We start from the raw sequence: 25,687 nt of genomic DNA on the forward strand, positions 1-25,687 counted from the left end.
CCCCGGATTGTTCCGAAGCATGCCTGAAACCTTGTCTCAGTCCGGACCGCCGCCTGCGGTGTCCATCGTGGTACCGGTGCGCAACGAGGCTGACAACGTCGCCCCGCTGATCGCCGAGATCGCCGCAGCGCTGGATGGGCGCTGGATCTACGAGATCGTCTATGTCGACGATGGCTCTACCGATGCGACCCCGCAGCGGCTCGCCGCGTTGCGCGCCGAGCGGCCCAATCTTCGCCAGATCCGCCACGCCGCATCCTGCGGCCAGTCGGCGGCGGTGCGGACCGGCGTCCGCGCGGCGCGCGGCGCGATGGTCGCGACGCTGGACGGCGACGGCCAGAACAACCCGGCTTTCATTCCCGAACTGATCTTCGCGCTGGAGCAGGGCGGGGCGCGGGTCGGTCTTGCCGCCGGCCAACGGGTGGGGCGCAAGGACACCGGGTTCAAGCGTCTGCAGTCACGCGTCGCCAACAAGGTCCGCAACGCCATCCTGCGCGACGGCACCCGCGACTCCGGCTGCGGCCTGAAAGCCTTCCGGCGCGACGTCTTCTTGTCGCTGCCGTATTTCGACGGCCTGCATCGGTTCCTGCCGGCGCTGGTGCGCCGCGAGGGCTTCGACATTGTTTATGTCGACGTCGCCGACCGGCCACGATTGTCGGGCAAGTCCAACTACGGCTTCTTCGATCGGCTGTGGGTCGGTCTGATGGATCTCGCCGGAGTGTGGTGGCTGATCCGACGCAAGAAAGCGACACCGGTCGCCACTGAGGTGAACTGATGCTGATTCAATACGGCCAGGAACTCGGCGACTATCTGTACGACGTGTTCGTCGCCAAGTTCGATTTCTGGCTCGCCTTCGGCCTGATTGCGCAGCTGCTGTTCACCGCGCGCTTCCTGGTGCAGTGGATTTCGAGCGAGCGGGCCGGCAAGAGCGTGGTTCCGATGGCGTTCTGGTTCTTCTCGATGGGCGGCGGCCTGATGACGCTGGTCTATGGCATCGCCAAGCGCGAGCCGGTGATCATCCTTGGCCAGGCGATGGCGACGATCATCTACGTGCGCAACATCATGCTGATTATCAAGGCGCACGCCCGCGGCTCGGAGAGCCTGCCGAACTGATCGGTTGCGGCGGACCGCCTCGACGCTGCTTAGCGGCGCTCGGGACGAACACTATCCCAGTCAATGCGAGCGCAGCGAAGCAATCCAGAAGCCCAGTGAACTGAGCTGGATTGCTTCGTCGCTTCGTTCCTCGCAATGACGGAGGGGCCGCGAACCCATCGATCAGCGCGCGGCGTTGAAGGCGGCGAAGCCGCGCTCCAAATCTGCCTTCAGATCGTCGGTCGATTCCAGCCCGATATGCAGCCGCAGTGCCGGGCCGCTCGGGTTCCATTGCGTCGCCGTCCGGTACGACGCGCAGTCGAATGGGATCACCAGGCTTTCGAAGCCGCCCCAGGAATAGCCCATCCCGAACAGCGACACGGTGTCGAGCAGCGCATCGACGGCGGCCTGCGGCGCCGGCTGCAGCACGATCGAGAACAGGCCCGAGGCGCCGGTGAAGTCGCGCTTCCAGATCGCATGGCCCGGATCGGTGTCGAGGCCGGGATGCAGCACGCGCTGCACCTCGGGACGTGCCGCGAGCCAGCGCGCCATGTCCAGGCCTGCCTGATAGTGGCGGGCCAGCCGCACCTCCAGGGTGCGCAGGCCGCGCAGCGCCAGGAACACATCGTCCGGTCCGGCGCAGACGCCGAGCAGCCGGATTGCTTCCGACACCTTCGGCCATGCCGCCGCATTGGCCGAGATGGTGCCGAACATGATGTCGGAGTGACCGCCGATATATTTGGTCGCTGCCTGGATCGAGATATCCACGCCTTGTTCCAGCGAGCGATGATACAGCGGCGTCGCCCAGGTGTTGTCGTCGATCACCAGCGCGCCGTGCTGCTTGGCGACCGCGGCGATCGCCGGGATATCCGGCATCTCGAACGACTGCGATCCCGGCGCCTCGACCACCACCGCCACGGTGTTCGGCCGCAGATGCGACGCGATGCCGGCGCCGATCAGCGGATCGAAATAACTGGTCTCGACGCCGAGCCGCTTCAGCATCTGATCGCAGAACAGCCGGGTCGGCCGATACGCATTGTCGCACACCAGCACATGATCGCCGGCTTTGACCACGGCGAGCAGGGCGGTCGAAATCGCCGACACGCCGGAGGGGGTGATGCCGACGCCGGCACACTGCGGACCTTCAAGCGCGATCAACGCCTGCTGCAGCGCCTTGGTGGTCGGGGTGCCGTGTCGTCCATAGGAGTACTCGCCACGATGGGCGTGCAGATCGGCCGCGGTCGGATACAGCACCGTCGAACCGTGCACCACCGGAGGATTGACGAAGCCCTTCTGCGCCGCAGTGTCGCGCCCCGCGGTGACGAGGCGGGTCTGCGTGCTGAGCGGCGCGGGTGTCCCGCTGGAGTCGGAGGCGTCCATGGTGGCTCGCTGGTGGTTGTGCCGAATGTGACAGCGCTTGTGCCTGTGCTTCGGCTACTTCGACGAATGGGGGTAATAGTAGCTTCTGGAAGACGGCCGTCAACCCCTTGACCCGGCGCGCGTCTCGTTCTGTGATGCATACCGGTCTGTCTGGAGATCGTGCTGAGGGGCTCGCGAAAGCCGGGCGAGAGTTTTGCAGCATGGTGCCGGGCAACGGCTGCCGCGCGCGGGCCTTCGGGCGATCGAACGGCGGATCCAATCGGAACGCATCGCCCACGAAGCCGATTGAAGCGGCCAGAACATCCCTTGAAAGGTTTTGCCATGAAGCGCGTCTCTATTGTTGTCGCCCTCGCTATCGCTGTCGGTCTGTCGCCTCAGGTCGCCGGCGCGCAAAATCCCAAGGCCGGATCGACGGCGGGCGCAGAGAAAAAGAAGACTACGCTTGAGATTGTTCGGGAAAACGGCGCTCTGTCCTGCGGCGTCAGCCAGGGACTGCCCGGTTTTTCGGCGCCCGACGACAAAGGCAATTGGGCCGGCCTCGACGTCGATGTCTGCCGCGCGATTGCGGCCGCGGTGTTCGACGACCCCAGCAAGGTGAAGTTCGTGCCGCTGTCGGCGAAGGATCGCTTCACCGCGCTGCAGTCCGGTGAGATCGATGTGCTGTCGCGCAATACCACCTGGACGCTGTCGCGCGATACCTCGCTCGGCGTGAACTTCGCTGGCGTCAGCTATTATGACGGCCAGGGCTTCATGGCCAAGAAGTCGCTCAAGGTGAATTCGGCGCTGGAACTGAACGGCGCCTCGATCTGCGTGCAGACCGGCACCACCAACGAGCAGAACGTTGCCGACTATTTCAAAGGCAACAACATGAAGTACGAGGTGATCGCGTTCGCCAATGCCGACGAAGCGGTCAAGGCCTATGAGTCCGGTCGTTGCGACGTGTTCACCTCCGACGTCTCGCAGCTCTACGCCCAACGTCTAAAGCTGGCGACCCCGGCTGATCATGCCGTGCTGCCGGAGGTGATTTCCAAGGAGCCGCTGGGCCCGCTGGTTCGCCACGGCGACGATCAGTGGTTCGACATCGTCAAGTGGACGTTGTTCGCGCTGGTCAATGCCGAAGAGCTCGGCGTCACCCAGAAGAACGTCGACGAGATGGCCAAGTCGGACAAGCCCGAGCTGAAGCGGGTGTTCGGCACCGACGGCAATCTTGGCGAACAGCTCGGCCTGACCAAGGATTGGGTTGCCCGCATCGTCAAGGCGACCGGCAATTACGGCGAGTCGTTCGAACGCAATGTCGGCTCCGGCTCGAAGCTGGAGATCGCGCGCGGCCTCAACAAGCTCTGGAACAAGGGGGGCATCATGTACGCCCCGCCGATCCGCTGATCGCCTGAAGATCCGCGCCGATGGCGATCGACGCACGCCCACCGCCGCCGCAGCTCGTCGCGAAACTGCGACGAGCGCTCGGTGGTCGCTCAGGCTGGAAGGGGCTGCTGGCCCAAGTGCTGTTCGTCGCGGCGCTGTTTTGGATCGGCTACGAGATCGTCGATAACGCCCGCGACAACCTTGCCAACCAGCGGATCGCCTCGGGCTTCGCCTTCATGTCGCACACCGCGGGATTCGGCGTCAGTCAGACGCTGATCCCGTATCAGGAGTCCGACAGCTACACCCGCGTGTTCCTGGTCGGCCTGATCAACACGCTGGTGGTGTCGGTCGTCGGCATCTTCTTCGCCACCGTGATCGGGTTCGCGGTCGCGCTGGCGCGGCTGTCGCCGAACTGGCTGATCTCGCGGATCGGCGGCGGCTATGTTGAAATCGTCCGCAACCTGCCGCTGCTGTTCCAGATCCTGTTCTGGTACCTGGCCGTGCTCGGCTCGCTGCCGTCACCGCGCCAGAGCGTCTCGGTGATGGACAGCTTCTTCCTGTCCAACCGGGGCATCGTGGTGCCGCGGCTAGCCGGCGAGGCGGGGCTCGATGGCTTCCTGGTCGCGCTCCTGATCGCCGTCGCTGCCGCGATCGTATTGCCGCTGTACGCCCGGCGCCGGCTGTTTGCGACCGGCAAGCCGATGCGGGTATGGCCCTGGGTACTCGGTCTGCTGATCGGATTGCCGCTGATCGCATTCCTGATTGTCGGCAAGCCGTTTTCGCTGGAAGTGCCGGTGCTGCGCGGCTTTAATTTCGTCGGCGGTTCGCGGATCGCGCCGGAATTCGTCGCCCTGACGCTGGCGCTGTCGACCTACACGGCCGCGTTCATCGCCGAAGTCGTCCGCGCCGGCATTTTGTCGGTACACAAGGGGCAGATGGAGGCGGGGGCCTCGCTCGGCCTGTCGCGCGGGCAGACTCTGCGGCTGATCGTGATCCCGCAGGCCATGCGGGTGATCCTGCCGCCGCTGACCAACCAGTATCTCAACCTGACCAAGAACTCCTCGCTGGCGGTGGCGATCGGCTATCCCGACCTGTTCTCGGTGTTTGCCGGTACCACGCTGAGCCAGACCGGCCAGGCGATCGAGGTAATTGCGATCACCATGGGCGTGTATCTGCTGATCTCGCTGGTCACCAGCGCGCTGATGAGCCTGTACGGGTGGCGGATCAACCGGAGCATGGGCGCATGAGTGAGCTCGGATCCGTGACGCCCGTGTTCGTGCGTGGCGAGATGGTGCCGCAGCGGCCGCCGCCGGTGCATACCCCTGGCGTGCTTGGTCTGGTGCGCCAGAGGCTGTTGAACTCGCCGACCAATATCCTGCTGACGATCGTCGGTCTGCTGCTGCTGTATTTCACCGTGGTGCCGACGGTGAAGTTCCTGCTGGTCGATGCGGTGTGGTCCGGCTCGAACCGCACCGACTGCCTCGCCGACAAGGCCGGTCATCCGGTCGGGGCTTGCTGGCCATTCGTGCAGGCCAAGTTCTCACAGTTCATCTACGGCTTCTATCCGACGCCGGAACGCTGGCGGGTCGATCTGGTGTTCGCGCTCGGTGCGCTGCTGCTGCTGCCGCTGTTGATCCCGCGCGCGCCGGCCAAGACGCTGAATGCCGGCCTGTTCTTCATCGCCTTTCCGGTGCTGGCGTTCTTCCTGCTGCACGGCGGCGGCGTCCAGGGCTTCGGCGTCACCTGGAGTGCGGACCTGCTGAGCGGTGTTGCCGACAGCGTCGGTGGCGCCGGCCGCAAGCTCGCCGCGGGCGGGCCGATCGGTAGCGTGATCGGTCAGGCGCTGCTCGGTCTCGGCACCGTGCTGGTGTGGCTGAGCTGGCCGCTGGTGGCGCTGCGCGACTGGATCCAGGCCTCGTCACAACCGGTGTGGCTTGATCTCTTGCTCACCGCGGTCGCCGTCACCGCGCTGGTGTTCATCCTGACCGGGGTGCGCAACGGCTGGCGCGCACTGGCGACCACGGTCGGCATCTTCGTCGGCATCGCCGCGATGGTCGCCGCGCTGCGGCTCGACCGCGGCGGCCTGCCGGTCGTCGACACCCGGATGTGGGGTGGCCTGCTGGTGACAATGGTGGTGTCGGTCACCGGCATCGTCGCCTCGATGCCGATCGGCATTGCGCTCGCGCTCGGCCGCCGTTCGACGATCCCGCTGATCCGGATCTTCTCGGTCGCCTTCATCGAATTCTGGCGCGGCGTGCCGCTGATCACGGTGATGTTCTTCGCCACCTACATGCTGCCGCTGTTCCTGCCCGGCAACTTCACCATCGACAATCTGATGCGGGTGCTGATCGGCATCGCGCTGTTCGCCGGCGCCTACAATGCCGAGGTCATTCGCGGCGGCCTGAATGCGATCCCGCGCGGGCAGGCGGAGGCGGCGAGCGCGCTCGGGCTGTCGTATTGGAAGACCACCGGGCTGATCGTGCTGCCGCAGGCGCTGCGTCACGTCATTCCGGGCCTGGTCAACAGCTTCATCGCGCTGTTCAAGGACACCTCGCTGGTGTCGATCGTCGCGCTGTTCGATCTGCTCGGCCAGCTCCGCGCCGCATTTGCCGATCCGACCTGGTCGACGCCGACGACGCTGTTCACCGGCTTCGCGTTCACCGGGCTGATCTACTTCGTGTTCTGCTTCGGGATGTCGCGCTATTCGCTGTCGGTCGAGCACCGGCTCAACGCGCACCGGCGGACCTGACGGAAGGATCGATTGATGGCTGATACTCCGATCGTCTCGATCGCGGGCCTGAATAAATGGTACGGCGAGTTCCACGTGCTGCGCGACATCAGCCTCGATGTCGCGCGCAGCGAACGCATCGTGATCTGCGGGCCGTCGGGCTCGGGCAAATCGACGCTGATCCGCTGCATCAACGCGCTGGAGGAGTTTCAGGAAGGCCAGATCGTGGTCGACGGCATCGACCTCGGCCCCACCCTGAAACACGTCGACGAGATCCGCCGCGAAGTCGGGATGGTGTTCCAGAGCTTCAACCTGTTTCCGCACCTCACCGTGCTGGAGAACTGCACGCTGGCGCCGATCTGGGTGCGCAACATCCCGAAGAAGGATGCCGAAGCCACCGCGATGAAATTCCTGGAGCGGGTCCGGATTCCTGACAAGGCGAACAAATATCCCGGCCAGATTTCCGGCGGTCAGCAGCAGCGCGTGGCGATCGCGCGGGCGCTGTCGATGAACCCGAAGGTGATGCTGTTCGACGAGCCGACCTCGGCGCTCGACCCGGAGATGGTCAAGGAGGTGCTCGACACCATGGTCGACCTCGCCGAGGAAGGCATGACCATGCTGGTGGTGACGCACGAAATGGGCTTCGCCCGCGAGGTCGCCGACCGCGTCGTGTTCATGGATGCCGGCCAGATCATCGAGGCGAACGAGCCGAAGGAATTCTTCGCCCATCCGCAGCACGCGCGGACCAAGCTGTTCCTCAGCCAGATCCTGCGCTGAGCCTGACGATCGGAAGCCGTTACGCTATCTGATGATTGTCGCCCGCGAGGTGTAGCGCTTGGCGCTGCTGACGGTGAACTGGCTGAAGGTTTCGCGGATGCGCTCGGCGGGTGTCATCGCCTCGTCGAAGTCGTTTATCGTCGCCGCGCCCGGCGCGTGTCGCGGGGCATAAAGCCGGCTGTCGTACAGCGACCGGTCGAAGCGGTAGCTGTCGTCGCCGAATAGAGCATCTGAGACTAACAGCACAGCAACCGCCGCCACCAGCGTGGCGCCGAACGACCTGAACACGGACATGAGCCGACGCGCTCCTTGTTTTGCGCAAGGATCGGCCGGCGCCATGAAGTTTCAGTTTAATGCGCCGCGCGCCCTCGGAGCACGGTTGTCGGCGGGTTAACGCGGTCGCTCAGGATGTCGCGGCCGCGCCCGTACTTGTTGGTCTTTAGGCCTGCTCGAACGGCACCTGAATCGTGCTCTTGGTCTCCATCCAGTCCGGCACCGGCAGGTTCTTGCTGCGCATGAAGTCCGGGTTGAACAGCTTGGACTGATAGCGGCTGCCGTAATCGCACAGGATGGTCACGATGGTGTGGCCGGGGCCAAGATCCTTGGCGAGGCGGATCGCGCCGGCAACGTTGATGCCGCTCGAGCCGCCGAGGCACAGGCCTTCGTGTTCGAGCAGATCGTAGATCAGCGGCACCGCTTCATCGTCGGGGATCTGATAGGCGTCGTCGATCTGCACGCCTTCCAGATTGGCGGTGACGCGGCCCTGGCCGATGCCTTCGGTAATCGAGGAGCCTTCCGACTTCAGCGCGCCGTTCTTGTAGTAATTGTACAGCGCCGAGCCCAATGGGTCGGCGAGCACGGCGCGGACTTTCGGATTGAACTGCTTGAGGCCGATCGACACGCCGGCCAGCGTGCCGCCGGAGCCGACCGCGGCGACGAAGCCGTCGACCTTGCCATCGGTCTGATTCCAGATCTCCGGTGCGGTCGTCTCGATATGGGCTTGGCGGTTGGCGACGTTGTCGAACTGATTGGCCCAGATCGCTCCGTTCGGTTCGGTTTCGGCGAGCTGCGCGGCGAGACGGCCGGACAGCTTCACGTAGTTGTTGGGATTGGCGTAGGGGACGGCGGGCACCTCGATCAGCTCGGCGCCGCACAGCCGCAGCATGTCCTTCTTTTCCTGGCTCTGCGTGTTCGGGATCACGATCACGGTGCGGAAACCGAGTGCATTGGCGACCAGCGCCAGCCCGATGCCGGTATTGCCGGCGGTGCCTTCGACCACGACACCGCCAGGACGGAGCGTCCCGCGCTTCACCGCATCCTGGATGATGAACAGCGCAGCCCGATCCTTCACCGACTGGCCCGGATTCATGAACTCGGCCTTGCCGAGAATGGTGCAGCCGGTCGCCTCCGACGCGCGCTTCAATTTGATCAGGGGCGTGTTGCCGATGGCGTCGACGACGTCGTTCTTGATGCTCATGCTATCCGGCTGGTGACGTTGCGGGCCCTCAAGTTAAGAGACCGGACGGCACGAGACAAGGCACGCCTGCTGCCGCATTGAGCAAACGCGGCGGCAAGACCGCAACAGGATCAGCCCGCCTTTGCGAACACCACCTGGCGGACATCGATATTTCCGGACAGGAAACCGGCTTCGCAATACGACAGGTAGTATTCCCACAGCCGGCGGAAGCGTTCGTCGAAGCCTTGCGATCTCAGCTTTGGCCACGCTGCACGGAAATTGTCTCTCCAGGTTGCGAGTGTCTTGGCATAATCTTCTCCGAACACCCGCTCGCGCACCACAGGTACGCCGAACGTCTCGCCGAGCGACTTCAGCACACCGGGTGAGGGCAGCATGCCGCCGGGGAACACGTAGCGCTGGATGAAATCGACCTCTCGCCGGTAGGTCTGGAAGAACCGGTCCTGAATGGTGATGGCCTGGATACCGACCAGTCCGCCCGGCATCAGCCGATCGCGCAACTGCGAGAAGTATTTTGGCCAGAATTCCTCGCCGACCGCTTCGATCATCTCGATCGAGGCGATCCGGTCGTAGCGGCCGCGCTCGTCGCGGTAGTCCTGCAGCTTGATCTCGACCTTGTCGGCGAGTCCGGCCTCGAACATCCGCTGCTGCGCGAAATCGCGCTGTTCCCGGCTGATCGTCAGGCCGACGAGGCGGACATCGAAGGTCTTGGCGGTATATTCGGCGAAGCCGCCCCAGCCGCAGCCGATCTCCAGCACCGACTGTCCCGGCTTGAGGTCGATCGCCTCGGCGAGCCGCTGATATTTGTTGATCTGCGCTGCGGTCAGATCGTGGGTGTGATCTTCGAACAGCGCCGACGAATACGTCATGCTCGGATCGAGCCAGGCGGAGTAGAACTCGTTGCCGATGTCGTAATGGGCGTAGATGTTCTTGCGCGCCTGCCGCTTGGTGTTGCGGTTGAACCAATGCCGCACCATCTGCATCAGCCGCATCAGCGGATTGTCCGCCAGCATCGCCTGGATCATCTCGTGGTTGACGCAGAACAGGTACAGGAACTGGGTGAGATCGGGCGTGTCCCACTCGCGGTTCAGGTAAGCCTCGGCGATACCAATGTCGCCGCCATGGATCAGCCGCGACGCAAAGCCGTAGCTGTGCAGCCGCATCTCGGCGGCGGGGCCGGGCTCGGCGCCGCCGAGGCGGAAGCGGCGGCCGTCGGGCAGGGTGACGTCGAGCGTTCCGCGCTGCAGCCGCGCACCGAACGCCAGCGCCATCCGCACCACGCGCGGCAGATCGGCCACACGGTCATCGACGTTGTCGGGGGTCAGCGCTACCAACTCGGACATTACTGTTCCATTGCTTGCGCCCAGCGCAACGGGAGCAACGCCGGGCTCATACTTTAGCTTTAGTGAGTATAAGCATCGTGACCGCCGGCTGCAAAGCCGGTCGGAGGGGACGGCGGCGCTGGACGCGGAACGAGCTTGGCGCCCTTGATCCATAGCCGCAGCGCTTCCCAATGGATCGCGGCGATCACTTTCAACGTCATCAGCGGCAGCGCGAGGAAAGCCTGTAGCAGCGATGCCGTCGACAAAACGCGATGCGTGCCTGCAAAGGTCGCAGCAAGCACGGGACCGTCCGCATCGGTTTCGAGAATCCGCAAGCGCACGATCTCGCCCGGCGGCACGATGCGGAAGTGATAGCGCATCGCCATCTCGATGAAGGGCGAGACGTAGAACAGCTTGTCCTGCTCCTGCCGCAGACCGGCGGGCCCCAACTCGCCAGCGTGCACCGGCAGCACATAAGGATGGATGTCGCCGAAGGTGTTGCGGACTTCGTAGATCACCACCGCGAGGGCGCCGGAGGCATCGTAGCAGAAGTACACCGACAGCGGATTGAAGGTGTAGCCGGCAATCCGTGGATAGGTCAGCAGCAGCACCCGGCCGCCTGTGAGGTCGACGCCCTTCGCTGCGGCGCTGGCCTGAGCGTAGGCGCGCAGCGAGGAGGCGTCGCGCGGGCCGTGATCGGCTTCGTGGAAGCTGTACAGCGCGCGCCTGTTGACGCCGAACAGGGGCGACATCCGGTCGGCCTCGTCCAGCCGATCGAGATCGATCAGCAGCGACATCACCCGATATTGGAAACGGTGTCCAACCGGCTTCAGCCGCGCATGCATGACCTCGCCGACATACAGCGACGCGGCCGCTGCGGGCGGTGCGCCGGGGCTCGGGGAGGTGTTGGCGGCGAGGGCGGCCATGCTATTCGGCCGCTTCGCGGAATTCCGACGGCGGGCCGCGCCACGGCACCGGGGCGCCGAGGTGCTCGGCGACCGCAAGACCCGAACGAAGCCCGTCCTCATGGAACCCGTAGCCGGTCCAGGCCCCGCAGAACCAGGTGTTGCGATGCCCCTGGAGTTCGCCGACGCGGCGCTGCGCGGCAAATGCATTGGCGGTGTATTGCGGATGATCGCAGGCGTAACGGCCGAACGTCAGTTCCGGCGCGGGTTCGAACGGCGGGTTGAGGCTGACGAACAGCGGCTTGTCGGCATCGATGCCCTGCAGCCGGTTCATCCAGTAGGTGACGGCGACGTCGTTGACCGGCGAGCCCTCGCGCTGCCAGCGCAGGAAATTCCACGACGCCCAGGCGCGCTTGCGCTTCGGCATCAGCCGCGGGTCGCGGTGCAGGTACACCATGTTCGGCGCGTAGCCGATGCTGCCGAGAATGTCGCGCTCGATGTCGCTGGCGTCCGAGAGCATCGCCAGCGCCTGATCGCTGTGGGCGCCGATCACCACGTGATCGAACACGCCAAGGCCGCCGAGGCTGTCGCGGACGATCACGCCTTTCGGCGAGCGTTCGATCGAGGTCACGGCTGCGCCGAGCCGCATGTCGTCCTTGAAGGCGCTGGTCAGCTTCTCGACGTAGCGCGCGCTGCCGCCCTTCACGGTGCGCCAGATCGGGCGTTCGTAATGCAGCAGTCGATGGTTGTTGAAGAAGGCGACGAAATTCTCCGCCGGGAAATCCAGGATCTGCGACGCCGGGGCCGACCAGATCGCCGCGCCCATCGGCGCCAGATAGTCGGTCAGCAATCGCGGTGCGAATTTGCGGCTTTCGAAATAGTCGCCGAGCGTCAGGCCGGCGAGCGCGCCTGTCTTGAAATCTTCGACACTCTTTTCGTTGAAGACAAGGATGTGGCGGAGCATCTGCAGGTACGATGGCGAAAGCAGATTGCGGCGCTGCGCGAACAGACCGTCCGCCGTTTCCAGCCAGTTCGATCCGCCGCCCTTCCATTCGAATCGTCCGGCGTCGGCGCTGACCGAAAAGCTCATGCAGCTTTCGACGGTCTCGACGCCGAGATGCGCGAACATCGCGGTGAGATCGGGATAGTTGAGCTGATTGTAGACGATGAAGCCGATGTCGACCGGGATCGTGGTGCCGTCGTAATCGACCGTGACGGTGTGGCTGTGGCCGCCAGCGCGCAGTTCGCGCTCATAGACTGTGACAGGATAGCGCTGCGACAGCGCCCACGCGGCAGCATTCCCCGCGATTCCCGTTCCAACGATAGCAACGCGCATTCCAAGCCCCCTCTAGCCCACCGGCGACCGAGTTACGGCATCCAGGCTCGAGAGTTTCAGCATGTCCGGCAGCGAAAAAATTCGAAGGGCGGGCAGGGAATCGTCCTCGGACGGCCGTATCACCAGATGAAATCTTTGTAAGCTTTGCCGCATTCGGCGGAGCCGTCAAGCTGAGGGAACACCGATGGAATCGGGACAATCGAACCGCGGATGCCTCCCCAAGCGACGGCGCGCCGGAAACAACTTGTCACTGAACGCGGCGATGACGGCCCTGTGCGTCGGCGTTTCCGCCCGTTACAATGGCGGCTGGCTTTCAAACAGCAGTCTTCCGTGACCGAGTTGCAAGTGACTGGCAGAGAACATCGTGCGCCGAAATCGATAGTGGCGCGGCGTGCGCGGCTTTACGCCGCGCCGGGAGATGGGTCGCGCCCAGCATGAGCACCACACTTCGCTACCTTGGCCGCGCAGCCCGACTGGTGGTGGCCTCGGCGCTGGTCGCTGCGTCCGGCGGCTGCATCCTGACGCAAGATCTGCCCGATCCCGCGCTCGACCTGCCGAATCGCTACAAGGCTGCGTCGCGGACGGCGGTCGAGAAGCCGCCGGCGCTGGATTGGTGGCGCGGCTTCCGGTCGGCCGAGCTGACGCAACTGATGGAAGAGGCGCAGACCGTCAATCTCGACGTGGCTGCCGCCGTCGCGCGTATCCGCCAGGCGGATGCGCAGGCGCGGATCACCGGCGCGGCACTGCTGCCGAGCCTCAGCGGCAGCGGCAACGGCAGTCAGGTCAAGACATCGGGCTCGAATATCTCGAACACGACGATCGCCGGCCGTCGCTACAGCACCTATTCGTCGTCGCTGAGCGCGTCCTACGAGATCGATTTTTGGGGCAAGAACCACGATGCCGCGCTCGCGGCCGAGGAGACCGCCACCGCGAACCGGTTCGACCGCGATACGGTGATGCTCACCACGATGGCGAGCGTCGCCAACGCGTATTTCCAGGTGCTCGCCGCCCAAGACCGAATTCGCACCGCCGAAGGCAACATCAAGAGCGCCAGCCGGATTCTCGACGCGATCAAGCAGCGGCTCAAAGCCGGCACCGGCACCGATCTCGACGTGGCGCAGCAGGAGAGCGTGCTGGCGAACCAGCGTGCCGCGCTCCCGCCGTTGCGGCTGACGCTGGCGCAGAACGTCAACGCGCTCGCGACGCTGGTGGCGCGCCCGCCGGAGAGCGTGAAGATTGCCGGCGGTTCGCTGACGCGCCTGTCCTCGCCGCGGGTGACGACCGGTCTGCCGTCGGATCTGCTCACCCAGCGGCCCGATATTCGCCGACAGGAGGCGCAGCTCGCCTCGGCAACTGCGAATGTCGGCAGCGCGCGGGCGCAGTTCTTCCCGACCATCCAGCTCACCGCGCAGGGCGGCTATCAGAGCGCGGCACTGGCCTCGCTGTTCACACCGCAGGCGACGTTCTCCAACATTGCCGCGGGGCTGACGCAGCCGATCTTCGATGGCGGCCGCATCCAGGGCAATTTCGATCTGACGCAGGCGCAGCAGGAAGAGCTGCTGCAGACCTATCGGAAGACCGTGGTGTCGGCATTCGCCGACGTCGACAACGCGCTGGAGTCGATCAAGCAGAACACCGAGCGGCTGCGGCTGCAGCGCGAGGTGGTGGCGTCGTCGCGGCGCGCCTTCGATCTCGCCGAGCAGCAGCTTCGCGCCGGCACCAGCGACATCGTCACCGTGTTGAATACACAGCTCACGCTGTTCCAGGCCGAGGACGCGCTGATCCAGACGCAGCTAGCGCGCTTCCAGGCGATCGTCAGTCTGTTTCAGGCACTCGGGGGCGGCTGGGAGCCAAAGATGGAAAGAACAGCCGATGCTCTTTAAGCCCGATGCGAAGGATACGTCCGGCGCCGGGCCCGGGCGTAAAGGATGGGGCGGGCTGCTGCGGCGACGCAGCGTCTCGCTCTTGCTGGTCGCGGTGATCCTCGGCGGGCTCGGCTTCGTCGCCTGGCGCGCGGTCCAGACCAAGCAGGCCGAGCGCCGGATGCCGCCCGACCTTGCGGTGCCGGTGCTGGCGGCGACGCCGAAGGTTGCCGATGTGCCGGTGTATCTCGACGGCGTCGGCTCGGTGAAGCCGCTCGCCACCGTGACGGTGCGCGCGCAGGTCGACGGCAAGCTGATCGCGGTGAATTTCACCGAGGGCCAGGACGTCAAGGCGGGTGACGTGCTGGCGGAGATCGATCCGGCGATCTATCAGGCGCAATACGATCAGGCCGTCGCCAAGAAGGCGCAGGACGAAGCGCAGCTCGCCAACGCCCGGATCGATCTGGCGCGCTATCAGCAGCTCGCCGCCTCGAATGCCGGCTCCAAGCAGCAGGCCGACACCCAGAAGGCGACGGTGGCGCAGCTCGAGGCGCAGGTGCGGTCGGATCAGGCGGCGATCGACAACGCCGCGGCGACGCTGAGCTACACCAAGGTGGTGGCGCCGATCTCGGGCCGTGCCGGCCTGCGCCAGGTCGACAAGGGCAACATCGTGCACGCCTCCGACACCACCGGCATCGTGGTGCTGACGCAGTTGCAGCCGATCGCGGTGCAGTTCAGTCTGCCGCAGCAACAGATTGTCCGGGTCAATGCGGCTGCCGCAGGTGCACCGCTGCGGGTCGACGTGTTCGGCAATGACGGCGTCACCGTGGTCGATACCGGCACGCTGAAGGGCATCGACAATCAGGTCGACCAGACCACTGGCACGGTGAAGCTCAAGGCCGAATTCCCCAACGCCAAGATGCAGCTCTGGCCGGGCCAGTTCGTCAACGTCCGGCTCAAGGTTGACACATTGAAGCAGGCGATCGTCGTGCCGGTCTCGGCCGTGCAGCGCGGGCCGGCCGGAACGTTCAGCTACATCATTGGCGAGGACAACATCGTTCATGCCAGTCCGGTGAAGGTGACGCAGCAGAACGAAAGCGAGGCCCTGATCGCCGAGGGGCTGACGCCGGCCGACCGGGTCGTGACCACCGGCTTTGCCAATCTGGCCGAAGGCGCCAAGGTGACGATTGGCGATGCAAGCCAGACGCCGACCGCCGATCTCGCGCCGCAGAAGCGACGCCGGCCGCCAGGTGCTCAGGGCCAGAGCGGCAGCGGCGAAGCCGGCGAGGGGCAGGGTAAGCGTCGCCGCGGTGAAGGCGGGCAGCAGCAGGCGCCGGCCGCCGGCGGAACTCCGTCGTCGGGTGCGCCCAAGGCGCCCTGACGCCGCTGCCTGCGCTGCGGCGGGATGCCGGAGCGCGAGACGTCAGTACGCAACGCTGAGGTGAGTTTCATGGGCGTATCCGAGCCGTTCATCCGACGTCCGATCGCGACCTCGCTGCTTGGCGTGGCGCTGATGATCGGCGGTCTGCTCGGCTATTTGGCGCTGCCGGTGTCGGCCCTGCCGCAGGTCGATTTCCCGACCGTGCAGGTGTCGACGCAATTGCCGGGGGCGAGCCCTGATGTGGTGGCGTCGCTGATCACCGCGCCCTTGGAGCGGCAGCTCGGCCAGATTCCGTCGCTGACGGCGATGACATCGACTTCGTCCTATGGCGTCAGCCAGGTGTCGCTGCAGTTCGATCTCAACCGCGATATCGACGGCGCCACTCAGGATGTGCAGGCGGCGATCAATGCGGCTGCCGGCATTCTGCCGAAGAACCTGCCGTATCCGCCGGTTTACGCCAAGGTGAACCCGGCCGACGCGCCGGTGATGACGCTGGCGCTGACCTCGACCACGGTGTCGCTGCGCACCATGAGCGATCTCGCCGACACGCTGATGGCGCAGCGGCTGGCGCAGATCTCTGGCGTCGGCCGGGTCTCCGTCCTTGGCGGGCTGAAGCCGGCCGTGCGGGTGCAGGCCGATCTCGCCCGGCTTGCCGCCTACGGCATCTCGATGGAAGACCTGCGCACGGCGATCGCCAACGCCAACGTATCCGGGCCGAAGGGCTCGCTGGACGGCGCGCAGCAGGCTTACACCATCGCGGCCAACGACCAGATTGCCGCCGCGGATGCCTACCGGCCGATCATCGTGGCGTACCGCAACGGCTCGCCGGTGACGATCGGCGACGTCGCGCAGATCGTCGACGGGCTGGAGAACGAGCGCACCGGCGCCTGGTACCAAGGCACGCCTTCGGTGATCCTCGATATTCAGCGGCAGCCCGGCGCTAACGTCATCGACGTGGTCAAAGGCATCCGCGCCGAGATCCCGCGGATCCAGCGGCTGGTGCCGGCTGGCGTCAAGCTCACCGTGGTCAGTGACCGCACCGAGACGATCCGGGCTTCGGTGCACGACGTGCAGTTCACGCTGCTGCTCAGCGTGGTGCTGGTGACGCTGGTGGTGCTGCTGTTCCTGCGCTCGATGCGCGCCACCATCATTGCCGGCGTGGCGCTGCCGCTGTCGCTGATCACCAGCTTCGGCGTGATGTACTTCATGGGCTTCAGCCTCGACAATCTGTCGCTGATGGCCCTGACGATCGGCACCGGCTTCGTGGTCGACGACGCCATCGTGATGATCGAGAACATCGTCCGTCACATGGAGGACGGCGAGAGCCCGATGGAGGCGGCCCTGAAGGGCGCCAGCGAAATCGGCTTCACCGTGATCTCGCTGACGATGTCGCTGATCGCGGTGTTCATCCCGCTATTGTTCATGTCCGGGCTGGTCGGCCGGATGTTCCGCGAATTCGCCCTGACACTGACGATCGCGGTCGTCACGTCTGCGATCGTATCGCTGACGCTGACACCAATGATGTGTTCGCGGCTGCTCAAGCACGCCCGCGACGAGCGCCAGGTGCCTGGGCTCGCCGCGATCACAGCGTGGATCGATCGCGGCGCCGAGGCCTACCATCGCAGCCTGTTGTGGGTGCTGAAGCATCAGCGTGCGACGCTGGTGGTGACGTTCCTGACCATCGCGGCGACGCTGGTGCTATATGCGATCGCGCCGAAGGGCTTCCTGCCGCTACAGGACACCGCCTCGATCACCGCGGTGACGGAAGCGGGACCGGCGGTGTCGTTCGCCGAGATGAAGGCGCGGCAGACCGAGACCGCGCAGGCGATCGAAGCCGATCCGGACGTCGTCGGCGTGGTGTCGGTGATCGGCGCCGGCTCGGTCAATCCGACGCCGAATGTCGGCCGGCTGGTGCTGACGCTGAAGCCGCGGGGCGACCGAAAGTCCGACGTCGGCGAGGTGATCGAGCGGCTGAAGCAGCGCGTCGCCGGCATCCCCGGCATGACCGTGTACTTCCAGGCCGTGCAGGACGTGCAGATTTCGACCCAGGCCAGCCGCTCGCAATATCAGTACACGCTGACCGCGACTGACGCGGCGCTGCTGTCGCAATGGGCCAATCGGTTGCTCGCCGAGCTGCGCCGCGATCCGCTGTTCCGTGACGTTTCGACCGAAGCGCAGGAGGGCGGCTTGCGGGCGGCGCTCGACGTCAACCGCGAGCGCGCCGGCCAACTCGGCGTCAGCGTTCAGGCGATCAACGACACGCTCAACGACGCCTTCGCCCAGCGGCAGATTTCAACGATCTACGGCCAGGCCAACCAGTACCGCGTCGTGCTGGAAGCGATGCCGGTCTATCAGCAGGACCCGTCGATCCTGTCCAAGCTGTATGTGCCGGGCAATGCCGGCGCCCAGGTGCCGATCTCGGCGGTCGCCGAGTTGAAGCGCACCATCGCGCCGCTGGCGATCTCGCACCAGGCGCAGTTCCCGTCCGTTGCGATGAGCTTCAACCTCGCGCCCGATGCGTCGCTCGGCGAGGCGTTGAAGCGGATCGAGACCATCGAGAAGCAGATCGGGATGCCCAGCAGCATCGTCGGCGTGTTCTATGGCGATGCCGCCGAATTCTCCAAGGCGCTCGCCGGCCAGCCGTGGCTGATCCTGGCCGCGATCGTCGCGATCTACATCGTGCTCGGCGTGCTGTACGAGAGCTACATTCACCCGATCACCATCCTGTCGACGCTGCCGTCGGCCGGCGTCGGCGCGATCCTGGCCCTGATGCTGTTCGGCCAGGATCTGTCGGTGATCGGGCTGATCGGCATCATCCTACTGATGGGCATCGTCAAGAAGAACGCCATCATGATGATCGACTTCGCGCTCGAAGCTGAGCGCGGGCAGGGGATGTCGTCCTACGAGGCGATCGTGCAGGCGTGCCGGCTGCGCTTCCGGCCGATCATGATGACGACGCTGGCGGCATTGTTCGGCGCGCTGCCGCTGGCGATCGAAAGCGGCACCGGCTCCGAGCTGCGGTTTCCGCTCGGCATCTCGATCATCGGCGGCCTGCTGCTCAGCCAGTTGCTGACGTTGTACACCACCCCGGTGATCTATCTGGCGCTCGATCGCATCAATCGGAAGCTGGAGCGGGCGCTGCCGCCGGTTCCGCCGGCGACGCCATCGCCGCCGCTGGCCGGCGTCGGGGAGGGGCTGTAATGGCCTCGATGTCCGACCCGTTCATCCGAAGGCCGGTCGGCACCACGCTGCTGGCGATCGGATTGTTTCTGGTCGGCATGGTCGCCTATGCGGTGTTGCCGGTGGCGGCACTGCCGAACGTCGATTTCCCGATGATCATGGTGTCGGCGTCGCGGCCGGGCGCGGCGCCATCGGTGATGGCCTCAACCGTCGCGGCGCCGCTGGAGCGGCGGCTCGGCGAAATCGCGGGGCTCGATCAGATCACTTCGACCAGTTCGCTCGGCAACACCCGCATTCAGTTGCAGTTCTCGATCGGCCGCAACGTCGACAGCGCCGCGCGCGATGTGCAAGCGGCGATCAACGCCGCGGTCAGCGACCTGCCGACCGACCTGCCGACGCTGCCCAAGTTCCGCAAGTTCAACTCCGCGGCGGCACCCGTCTACATCCTGGCGCTGACCTCCAAGACGATGCCGGCGAGCGCGATCTACGATGTCGCTGACACCGTACTGGCGCAGCGCATCTCGCAGGTGCCGGGTGTCGGCGACGTCACGGTCTCAGGCGCCGACCAGCCCGCCGTGCGGATCGCACTCAATCCGGTCGCTCTGTCCAACGCCGGCATCTCCACTGACGACGTCCGCACCGCGATCATCAACGCCAATCCGGTCGGCCCGGTCGGCGCGTTCGACGGACCGCGGCTGACCGAAACGCTCTCGACCAATCCGCAGATGCGTACCGCGGAGGAGTTCCGCAGCATCGTCATCAAGAGCGATGCGAACGGTACGGTGCGGTTGTCGGATGTCGCCACCGTCAGCGATGCGACCCGCAACGCCCGCACCATCGCCTGGTACAACAAGCAGCCGGCGGTGATCATCCAGATCACCAAGCAGGGCGACGCCAACGTCATCGAGACCGTCGACCGGGTCAAGGCGCTGCTGCCCGAGCTGAAGCAGTGGATTCCGGCCGGCGTCGAGATCTCGGTGCTGGCCGATCGCACCGGTACGATCCGCGCCAGCGTCGACGACATGCAGTGGACGCTGCTGGCGACTGCGGTGCTGGTGATGGCGGTGGTGCTGGTGTTCCTCCGCCGGCTGACGCCGACGATCGCAGCCGGCGTGTCGGTGCCGCTGGCGCTCGCCGGCACCTGTGCCGGGATGTGGATCAGCGGGTTTTCGATCAACAATCTGTCGCTGATGGCGCTGGCGATCGCGGTCGGCTTCGTCGTCGACGATGCGATCGTGATGATCGAGAACATGTACCGCAACCTCGAGCGCGGCATGGCGCCGCTGCCGGCCGCGATCGAGGGCGCCCGGCAGATCGGCTTCACCGTGCTGTCGATCAGCCTGTCGCTGGTTGCCGCCTTCGCGCCGTTGATCTTCATGGACGGCCTGATCGGACGGCTGCTGCGCGAGTTCTCGCTGACGCTGACGTTCGCGATCGTGGTCTCGACCGTGGTGTCGCTGACGGTGACGCCGATGATCTGCGCTCACTACATCCGCGCCGAAGCGTCGCCGAAACAGACCTGGTTCGATCGCGCGGTCGAAGGCACGCTGAACCGCATCGTCGGGTTCTATGCCTGGACGCTGCGCGGCGTGCTGTCGGTGCCGTGGCTGACCATCGTGGTGTTTGTCGCCACCATCGCGCTCACGGTGACGCTGTATATCAAGGTGCCCAAGGGCTATTTCCCGATCGACGATTCCGGCTTCATCATCGGCTCGACCCGCGCCTCGGCCGACATCTCGTTCCAGTCGATGCGGAAGCTGCAGGAGGAGCTCGCCGACATCGTGATGGCCGATCCTGCGGTGAGCGGCGTCGGCTCGGTGCTGGGTGGTGGCGGACCCGGCGCAGGCGGCGCCAATCGCGGCACGATGTTCATCAATCTGAAGCCGAGCGCCGAGCGCGAGGGCGTCACCACCCAGATGGTGATCGACCGGTTGCGCCGGCAGCTCAGCCGCGTCGCCGGCATCCGGCTGTTTATGTTTGCCGCCCAGGATCTGCGCGGCGGCGGCCGCTCCAGCGAATCCAACTATCAGTACACGCTGAGCAGTCCCGATCTCGACCTGTTGCAGAAATGGGCGCCGATCGTTGCCAAGCGGATGCAGACGGTCGACGGCATCACCGACGTCACCAGCGATCGCGACGACGGCGGCCTAGAGCTCACGCTGTCGATCGACCGCACCATGGCGTCGCGGCTCGGCGTGCGGATTCAGGACATCGACAACGCGCTCAATAATGCGTTTTCGCAGCGGCAGATCGCCACGATCTACACCCAGCGCAACCAGTATCAGGTGGTGCTGGAGATCGAGCCAAATTTCCAGACCGACCCGACCGACCTGAAGCGGATCTACGTCGACAGTTCGAGCGGCGATCAGGTGCCGTTGTCAGCGGTCGTCCGCGCCGAGCGCGGGCTGGCGGCGTTGGCGGTCGCCCATACCCAGGGCGTGCCGTCGACCACCGTGTCGTTCAACACGCTGCCGGACGTGCCGCTGCAGGAGGCGACCGCCAACATTCAGCGCGCGGTCGACGAACTGCACATGCCGGAGGGCATCCGGGGCTCGTTCGACGGCAATGCCGGCGATTTCCGGGCCACTTCCAACAAGCAGCCGCTGCTGATCCTGGCGGCCTTCATCGCGATGTACATCGTGCTCGGGGTGCTCTACGAGAGCCTGGCGCATCCGCTGACGATCATCTCGACGCTGCCGTCGGCGGGGCTCGGCGCGCTGCTGGCGCTGCTTGTCACCGGCACCGAGCTGTCGGTGATCGCCTTCGTCGGCATCATCATGTTGATCGGCATCGTCAAGAAGAACGGGATCATGATGGTGGACTTCGCGCTGGAGGCCGAACGCGAGCGCGGTCTGCCGTCGGCCGACGCCATCTTCGAAGCCTGCATCGTGCGCTTCCGGCCGATCCTGATGACCACGCTGGCGGCGCTGTTCGCGGCGATTCCGCTGGTGGTCGCGGTTGGCCCCGGAACTGAGCTGCGCCGGCCGCTTGGCATCACCATCATCGGCGGCCTGTTCGTGTCGCAGGTGCTGACGCTGTATACGACGCCGGTGATTTATCTGTTGATCGACCGTGTCCGGCAGCGGCGCTGGCGCCGCGGCGCGCCGGCCGCAGTACCGGCAGAGTAGGGACCATATGACGACCGAACACGAGACCCACGCTGCAGAGCTCGGCGCGCCGGAGCCGGAGTGCGCCCGCTGTGGCAAGGTGCTGCCGCTGTGCATCTGCGACACGGTCGAGCCGATCGCCAGCCGGACGCAGCTCCTGATCCTGCAGCATCCGCAGGAGCAGGACCGTGCGCTCGGCACCGCGCGGCTGACCGCGCAGCATTTCAAGAACGCCGAGGTCCGGATCGGGCTGTCGTGGCCGAGCCTGTCCAAGGCGCTCGGCCGCACCGTGCATGATCCGTCGCGCTGGGCGGTGCTGTATCTCGGCTCCGCCCGCGCTGCCGAATTGGCCGAGGGGCGGGAGATCCTCGCGGTCGACGCCAAGGGCCAGCCCGAACCGCATCAGGACATGATCCTCGACGAGATCGAGGGCGTGGTGCTGCTCGACGGCACCTGGAGCCAGGCCAAGGCGCTGTGGTGGCGCAACGCCTGGATGCTGAAGTGCCAGCGGGTGATTCTCGATCCCTCCGCGCCGTCGCGCTACGGCCGGCTGCGCAAGGAGCCGCGCCGCGACGGGCTGTCGACCCTGGAAGCCGCCGCGATGCTGCTGTCGCGGCTGGAGCACCGCCCCGAGATCGAGACCAAGCTGCTGGAAGCGTTCGACCGGATGCTGGCGCGGTTCAAGCAGGTGCAGGCCGAGCGGCCGGATCTGGCCCCGAAGCCGAAGAAGCGCGACTGGCGGCGCAAGCGGCGCGGGTGAGGGCGCGAGCCCTCGCTGCGGCCTGACGCGGCGATCTTAGCACAGGGTTTTGGGTGGGGGCGTTCGCGCGCGAAGCGATTCCGCGCGCATTCACGCGTGCCTCGACGCGGTTCCGGTCGAGTCTCAGGAAGATCGGCTAAGTGCTTGATTGAAAAGTGGAGGCCACGACCAGAATTGAACTGGTGTACACGGTTTTGCAGACCGTTGCGTAACCACTCCGCCACGTGGCCCCACGCGGCGAACTCATATACGGCCGGACGGCGATAGGCAACCGCCGCACAGCGCGTTGCCCTGGGGACAGCGGCGGCCTTGAACAATCGGGGGCGCTCGCGCAAGGAGAAGACGCACCAAAGAACGGGGCGGCGATGCCGGAACGCAACTGCAGGAGCTGGGAAGCGAGGGCGATGGCCTGATGCTGTTCAGTTCGCCGGTCTTCCTGTTCCTGTTCATGCCGCTGCTGCTCCTGGTCTACTGGAGCGTGCCGCGGCCGCTTCGCAACAGCGTGCTGCTGGTCGCCAGCCTGGTGTTCTACGCCTGGGGCGAGCGCTTCTTTGCGCTGGTGATGCTGGGGTCGATTTTCGGCAACTGGCTGCTCGGGCTGGCGCTCGATGCCCTGACGGACCCGGGCCGGCGCAAGCTGGTGGTGGCCGCCGCGGTGGTGCTGAACATCGGCCTGCTGGCGGTGTTCAAGTATTCAGAATTCCTGATCGCGAACCTTAACGCGCTGCTGGAGACGGTGGGAATCGCGCCGATCACCGTTGTCGCGCCGCATCTGCCGCTGGGGATTTCGTTCTTCACCTTCCACGCGCTGTCCTACGTGATCGACGTTTATCGCGGCGTCGCCCGGGCGCAGCGCCGGCCGGTCGATTTCGCGCTGTACATCGCATTCTTTCCGCAGCTGATCGCCGGCCCGATCATTCGCTATCACGACATCTCCGACCAGCTCCGACGCCGGCCGGTGACGCTCGAACTGGCGGCTTCCGGGATCGAGCGTTTCCTCGCCGGCTTCGGCAAGAAGATGCTGCTGGCCAATCCGCTAGGCGAGGTCGCCGACCATATCTTCGCGCTGCCGGCGGCCGAGCTCAGCCTGGGCGCGGCCTGGCTCGGGCTGCTCTGCTATACCTTGCAGATCTATCTCGACTTCTCGGCCTATTCGGACATGGCGATCGGGCTGGCGCGGCTGTTCGGCTTCACCTTCCTGGAGAACTTCAACTATCCGTATCTGTCGCAGTCGCTGCAGGAATTCTGGCGGCGCTGGCACATCTCGCTGTCGAACTGGCTGCGCGACTATCTCTACATCCCGCTCGGCGGCAACCGCGTCGCGCCGTGGAGGGTGTACGTCAATCTCGCCACGGTGTTCCTGCTGTGCGGCCTCTGGCACGGCGCCAACTGGACCTTCGTGGTGTGGGGCCTGATCCACGGCCTGTTCCTGATCTTCGAACGGCTAGGACTGTCGACCTTGCTGGCGCGGATGCCGCGGCTGCTGCGGCACGCCTACACGCTGGCTGTGGTGTCGCTCGCGTGGGTGTTCTTCCGCGCCGCAGATCTCTCCCATGCGATCACCTATTTGAAGGCGATGGTCGGGCTCGGCGCGGGTTGGTCGCTCGACTTCCTCGGCGACATTGACCCACTGGTGGTGATCTGCCTCGCGCTGGGGAGCCTGGCGAGCGCCGCGGTGTTCAGCCCGCTGACGGCGGACTGGCGGCTTCGTCGCAACCAGAACCAAGGGCGGGTCGATCCCGACATCCGCACTTTGCAGATCGGCCAGGACGGCGTGGTGATGATGGCCGGCAGGCTGATCGTGCTGCTGTCGATCGGCCTGCTGGCCAGTAGCCAGGTCGCTGCCGGCACCTACAATCCGTTCATTTACTTCCGGTTCTAGCGATGCCGCGAACCCCATTCTCTGCACGGCTCTACAGCGGCGCTTTGATCGGCTTGGCGATGGCGTTCTCGTTCGCGTCGCTGATCGCGATGGCGTTCAAGCATGCGGAGGTCAGCATCGGCGAGAACCGAACGCTGACCCAGCTTCCGGGATGGCCGCGCACGGTGGCGCAATGGGACAGCTTTCCGGAGCGTTTCGACGCCTATTTCAACGACAATTTCGGCCTGCGGAAGCTGCTGCTCCGGTTGAACTCGAACTTCACGACTGTGATGCTCGGCCGTTCGCCGTCCGACAAGGTGGTGTTCGGCAAGGATGACTGGCTGTTCTATGCCGGCGACAATTCGATCGAGCTGTATCGCAACCAGCGCCCGTTCAGCGCGCTGCAGCTCGCCAATACCGAAGCTGCACTCGCACTGCGAATGCGCCCGCTGCGGGCCGCGAACCGGCCCTATCTGTTCGTCGTCGTGCCGGACAAGCACACGATCTATCCGGAGATGATGCCGACCTACATGTCGCGGCGCGATCCGCCGTCGCAGCTCGATCAGGTCGTCGCGTTGGCCGAAAAAGATCGTCTGCCGGTGCTCGATTTGAGATCGACGTTGCGGCAAGGCAAGGCCGACGGGCTGGTGTACCTCAAGGACGACTCGCACTGGACCGACTGGGGCGCGTATCTCGGCTATCGCCGCATCATGGCCGCGCTGCCGCTGGCCGATCTGCCGGTGCTCGATCTCGATGCGAAGCAGTTTGCGATTCCCTCGGACCACGCGGGCGATCTGGCCGGCATGGCGGGATTGACGCGGAGGGAAACGACACGGCTGTCGGAGTTGCCGGCCGATCGCTGTGCTTTCACCGCGTCGGCGTATCAGCCGGTGGGCGATGACATTTCGATCGGGCGGACGTTCTGTCCGCAGGCCAAATACAAGATCATGTTCATCGGCGACTCCTTCACCGAAGCACTGGTGAAGTATCTGTCGCGCAGTTTTGGCGAGGTGGTCTATGTCGCCCGGTCGGGCTTCAAGCCGTCACGCGAGATCGCGCCGTTGATCGAACGCGAGAAGCCGGATCTGGTGATCGAAGAGCTGGCGGAGCGGCATCTGGATTCGCTGGCGGACACCGTCGCGCAGGAAGGCCGCTAAGGCCGG

At 65.4% G+C, this 25,687-nt stretch carries 19 protein-coding genes and 1 tRNA gene; 13 read left to right on the plus strand and 7 right to left on the minus strand.

From position 1 onward, the window contains the following. Positions 1 to 19: 19 nt before the first annotated feature. Both HZF03_RS12430 and HZF03_RS12435 read left to right on the plus strand, forming a co-directional pair. The gene (locus tag HZF03_RS12430) at positions 20 to 772 is read left to right on the plus strand and encodes a glycosyltransferase family 2 protein (RefSeq protein ID WP_104512822.1); all 753 of its coding nucleotides are present in this window, start codon (positions 20 to 22) and stop codon (positions 770 to 772) included. After that, on the plus strand, positions 772 to 1,110 hold the full coding sequence (locus HZF03_RS12435; protein ID WP_119018574.1) for a lipid-A-disaccharide synthase N-terminal domain-containing protein: 339 nt from the start codon (positions 772 to 774) through the stop codon (positions 1,108 to 1,110). Before HZF03_RS12430 ends, HZF03_RS12435 begins: the two co-directional genes overlap by 1 nt. A gap of 162 nt (positions 1,111 to 1,272) precedes the next feature. Here HZF03_RS12435 and metC read toward each other — a convergent pair whose 3' ends face one another. Then, entirely contained in the window at positions 1,273 to 2,469 is a 1,197-nt protein-coding gene (metC, locus tag HZF03_RS12440) for a cystathionine beta-lyase (protein WP_119018573.1), read from the minus strand. 321 nt (positions 2,470 to 2,790) lie between these two features. Between metC and HZF03_RS12445 the strand changes: the two genes are divergently transcribed. Genes HZF03_RS12445 through HZF03_RS12460 form a run of 4 tightly spaced genes read left to right on the plus strand, consistent with a single transcriptional unit; the run spans position 2,791 to position 7,336 of the window. Beyond that, the gene (locus HZF03_RS12445) at positions 2,791 to 3,852 is read left to right on the plus strand and encodes an amino acid ABC transporter substrate-binding protein (RefSeq protein WP_119018572.1); all 1,062 of its coding nucleotides are present in this window, start codon (positions 2,791 to 2,793) and stop codon (positions 3,850 to 3,852) included. A gap of 20 nt (positions 3,853 to 3,872) precedes the next feature. Further along, a complete protein-coding gene (locus HZF03_RS12450; RefSeq protein WP_119018571.1) occupies positions 3,873 to 5,078 on the plus strand; it encodes an amino acid ABC transporter permease in 1,206 nt (401 codons plus the stop codon). Continuing rightward, positions 5,075 to 6,580 (plus strand): amino acid ABC transporter permease, encoded by a 1,506-nt coding sequence (locus tag HZF03_RS12455; RefSeq protein WP_119018570.1) that lies wholly within the window; start codon positions 5,075 to 5,077, stop codon positions 6,578 to 6,580. Before HZF03_RS12450 ends, HZF03_RS12455 begins: the two co-directional genes overlap by 4 nt. Before the next feature lie 15 nt (positions 6,581 to 6,595). Beyond that, positions 6,596 to 7,336: an amino acid ABC transporter ATP-binding protein gene (locus HZF03_RS12460; protein ID WP_107344547.1), complete on the plus strand. Its 741-nt coding sequence runs from the start codon at positions 6,596 to 6,598 to the stop codon at positions 7,334 to 7,336. Positions 7,337 to 7,360: 24 nt separating this feature from the next. On the opposite strand, the gene HZF03_RS12465 is transcribed toward HZF03_RS12460, so the two are convergent. The 5 genes from HZF03_RS12465 to HZF03_RS12485 all read right to left on the minus strand — a co-directional run bounded on the left by HZF03_RS12465 (position 7,361) and on the right by HZF03_RS12485 (position 12,373). Next, entirely contained in the window at positions 7,361 to 7,630 is a 270-nt protein-coding gene (locus HZF03_RS12465) for a hypothetical protein (RefSeq protein WP_011158114.1), read from the minus strand. Positions 7,631 to 7,775: 145 nt separating this feature from the next. Further along, positions 7,776 to 8,813: a cysteine synthase A gene (locus HZF03_RS12470; protein WP_119018569.1), complete on the minus strand. Its 1,038-nt coding sequence runs from the start codon at positions 8,811 to 8,813 to the stop codon at positions 7,776 to 7,778. A 110-nt stretch (positions 8,814 to 8,923) separates the two neighbouring features. Then, positions 8,924 to 10,153, minus strand: coding sequence for an SAM-dependent methyltransferase (locus tag HZF03_RS12475; RefSeq protein WP_119018568.1), 1,230 nt, complete (start codon positions 10,151 to 10,153; stop codon positions 8,924 to 8,926). A 59-nt stretch (positions 10,154 to 10,212) separates the two neighbouring features. Beyond that, a complete protein-coding gene (locus tag HZF03_RS12480) occupies positions 10,213 to 11,058 on the minus strand; it encodes a DUF1365 domain-containing protein (protein WP_119018567.1) in 846 nt (281 codons plus the stop codon). 1 nt (position 11,059) lies between these two features. Next, positions 11,060 to 12,373 carry an NAD(P)/FAD-dependent oxidoreductase gene (locus HZF03_RS12485; protein ID WP_119018566.1) on the minus strand — a complete coding sequence of 438 codons (1,314 nt, stop codon included), beginning with the start codon at positions 12,371 to 12,373 and terminating at the stop codon, positions 11,060 to 11,062. Positions 12,374 to 12,807: 434 nt separating this feature from the next. Here HZF03_RS12485 and HZF03_RS12490 point away from each other — a divergent pair, with 434 nt between their 5' ends. From HZF03_RS12490 to HZF03_RS12510, 5 genes are all read left to right on the plus strand, one after another. Then, complete coding sequence (locus tag HZF03_RS12490; RefSeq protein ID WP_119018565.1) at positions 12,808 to 14,256, plus strand: efflux transporter outer membrane subunit; 1,449 nt, start codon at positions 12,808 to 12,810, stop codon at positions 14,254 to 14,256. Further along, positions 14,246 to 15,616, plus strand: a complete 1,371-nt coding sequence (locus tag HZF03_RS12495) for an efflux RND transporter periplasmic adaptor subunit (RefSeq protein WP_119018564.1) — start codon at positions 14,246 to 14,248, stop codon at positions 15,614 to 15,616. The genes HZF03_RS12490 and HZF03_RS12495 overlap by 11 nt, the downstream gene beginning before the upstream one ends. A 69-nt stretch (positions 15,617 to 15,685) precedes the next feature. Next, positions 15,686 to 18,817: an efflux RND transporter permease subunit gene (locus HZF03_RS12500; protein WP_119018563.1), complete on the plus strand. Its 3,132-nt coding sequence runs from the start codon at positions 15,686 to 15,688 to the stop codon at positions 18,815 to 18,817. Continuing rightward, the gene (locus tag HZF03_RS12505; protein ID WP_119018562.1) at positions 18,817 to 21,924 is read left to right on the plus strand and encodes an efflux RND transporter permease subunit; all 3,108 of its coding nucleotides are present in this window, start codon (positions 18,817 to 18,819) and stop codon (positions 21,922 to 21,924) included. The genes HZF03_RS12500 and HZF03_RS12505 overlap by 1 nt, the downstream gene beginning before the upstream one ends. A 7-nt stretch (positions 21,925 to 21,931) precedes the next feature. Next, positions 21,932 to 22,663, plus strand: a complete 732-nt coding sequence (locus HZF03_RS12510) for a tRNA-uridine aminocarboxypropyltransferase (protein WP_012496026.1) — start codon at positions 21,932 to 21,934, stop codon at positions 22,661 to 22,663. Positions 22,664 to 22,819: 156 nt separating this feature from the next. Here HZF03_RS12510 and HZF03_RS12515 read toward each other — a convergent pair. Further along, positions 22,820 to 22,893, minus strand: a tRNA-Cys gene (locus HZF03_RS12515). A 182-nt stretch (positions 22,894 to 23,075) separates the two neighbouring features. Here HZF03_RS12515 and HZF03_RS12520 point away from each other — a divergent pair. Next, positions 23,076 to 24,545, plus strand: coding sequence for an MBOAT family O-acyltransferase (locus tag HZF03_RS12520; RefSeq protein WP_119018561.1), 1,470 nt, complete (start codon positions 23,076 to 23,078; stop codon positions 24,543 to 24,545). Positions 24,546 to 24,547: 2 nt separating this feature from the next. Next, positions 24,548 to 25,681 carry an alginate O-acetyltransferase AlgX-related protein gene (locus HZF03_RS12525; RefSeq protein ID WP_119018560.1) on the plus strand — a complete coding sequence of 378 codons (1,134 nt, stop codon included), beginning with the start codon at positions 24,548 to 24,550 and terminating at the stop codon, positions 25,679 to 25,681. The last annotated feature ends 6 nt before the right edge of the window (positions 25,682 to 25,687 follow it).

It is taken from the genome of Rhodopseudomonas palustris (assembly GCF_013415845.1).
Classification (GTDB): Bacteria; Pseudomonadota; Alphaproteobacteria; order Rhizobiales; family Xanthobacteraceae; genus Rhodopseudomonas; species Rhodopseudomonas palustris_F.

What these genes read in the sequence shown, in the direction of transcription:
- HZF03_RS12430 (WP_104512822.1), top strand. Translation starts at nt 20, where the DNA reads ATGCCTGAAACCTTGTCTCAGTCCGGACCGCCGCCTGCGGTGTCCATC.
- HZF03_RS12435 (WP_119018574.1), top strand. Translation starts at nt 772, where the DNA reads ATGCTGATTCAATACGGCCAGGAACTCGGCGACTATCTGTACGACGTG.
- metC (WP_119018573.1), bottom strand. Translation starts at nt 2,469, where the DNA reads ATGGACGCCTCCGACTCCAGCGGGACACCCGCGCCGCTCAGCACGCAG.
- HZF03_RS12445 (WP_119018572.1), top strand. Translation starts at nt 2,791, where the DNA reads ATGAAGCGCGTCTCTATTGTTGTCGCCCTCGCTATCGCTGTCGGTCTG.
- HZF03_RS12450 (WP_119018571.1), top strand. Translation starts at nt 3,873, where the DNA reads ATGGCGATCGACGCACGCCCACCGCCGCCGCAGCTCGTCGCGAAACTG.
- HZF03_RS12455 (WP_119018570.1), top strand. Translation starts at nt 5,075, where the DNA reads ATGAGTGAGCTCGGATCCGTGACGCCCGTGTTCGTGCGTGGCGAGATG.
- HZF03_RS12460 (WP_107344547.1), top strand. Translation starts at nt 6,596, where the DNA reads ATGGCTGATACTCCGATCGTCTCGATCGCGGGCCTGAATAAATGGTAC.
- HZF03_RS12465 (WP_011158114.1), bottom strand. Translation starts at nt 7,630, where the DNA reads ATGTCCGTGTTCAGGTCGTTCGGCGCCACGCTGGTGGCGGCGGTTGCT.
- HZF03_RS12470 (WP_119018569.1), bottom strand. Translation starts at nt 8,813, where the DNA reads ATGAGCATCAAGAACGACGTCGTCGACGCCATCGGCAACACGCCCCTG.
- HZF03_RS12475 (WP_119018568.1), bottom strand. Translation starts at nt 10,153, where the DNA reads ATGTCCGAGTTGGTAGCGCTGACCCCCGACAACGTCGATGACCGTGTG.
- HZF03_RS12480 (WP_119018567.1), bottom strand. Translation starts at nt 11,058, where the DNA reads ATGGCCGCCCTCGCCGCCAACACCTCCCCGAGCCCCGGCGCACCGCCC.
- HZF03_RS12485 (WP_119018566.1), bottom strand. Translation starts at nt 12,373, where the DNA reads ATGCGCGTTGCTATCGTTGGAACGGGAATCGCGGGGAATGCTGCCGCG.
- HZF03_RS12490 (WP_119018565.1), top strand. Translation starts at nt 12,808, where the DNA reads ATGAGCACCACACTTCGCTACCTTGGCCGCGCAGCCCGACTGGTGGTG.
- HZF03_RS12495 (WP_119018564.1), top strand. Translation starts at nt 14,246, where the DNA reads ATGCTCTTTAAGCCCGATGCGAAGGATACGTCCGGCGCCGGGCCCGGG.
- HZF03_RS12500 (WP_119018563.1), top strand. Translation starts at nt 15,686, where the DNA reads ATGGGCGTATCCGAGCCGTTCATCCGACGTCCGATCGCGACCTCGCTG.
- HZF03_RS12505 (WP_119018562.1), top strand. Translation starts at nt 18,817, where the DNA reads ATGGCCTCGATGTCCGACCCGTTCATCCGAAGGCCGGTCGGCACCACG.
- HZF03_RS12510 (WP_012496026.1), top strand. Translation starts at nt 21,932, where the DNA reads ATGACGACCGAACACGAGACCCACGCTGCAGAGCTCGGCGCGCCGGAG.
- HZF03_RS12520 (WP_119018561.1), top strand. Translation starts at nt 23,076, where the DNA reads ATGCTGTTCAGTTCGCCGGTCTTCCTGTTCCTGTTCATGCCGCTGCTG.
- HZF03_RS12525 (WP_119018560.1), top strand. Translation starts at nt 24,548, where the DNA reads ATGCCGCGAACCCCATTCTCTGCACGGCTCTACAGCGGCGCTTTGATC.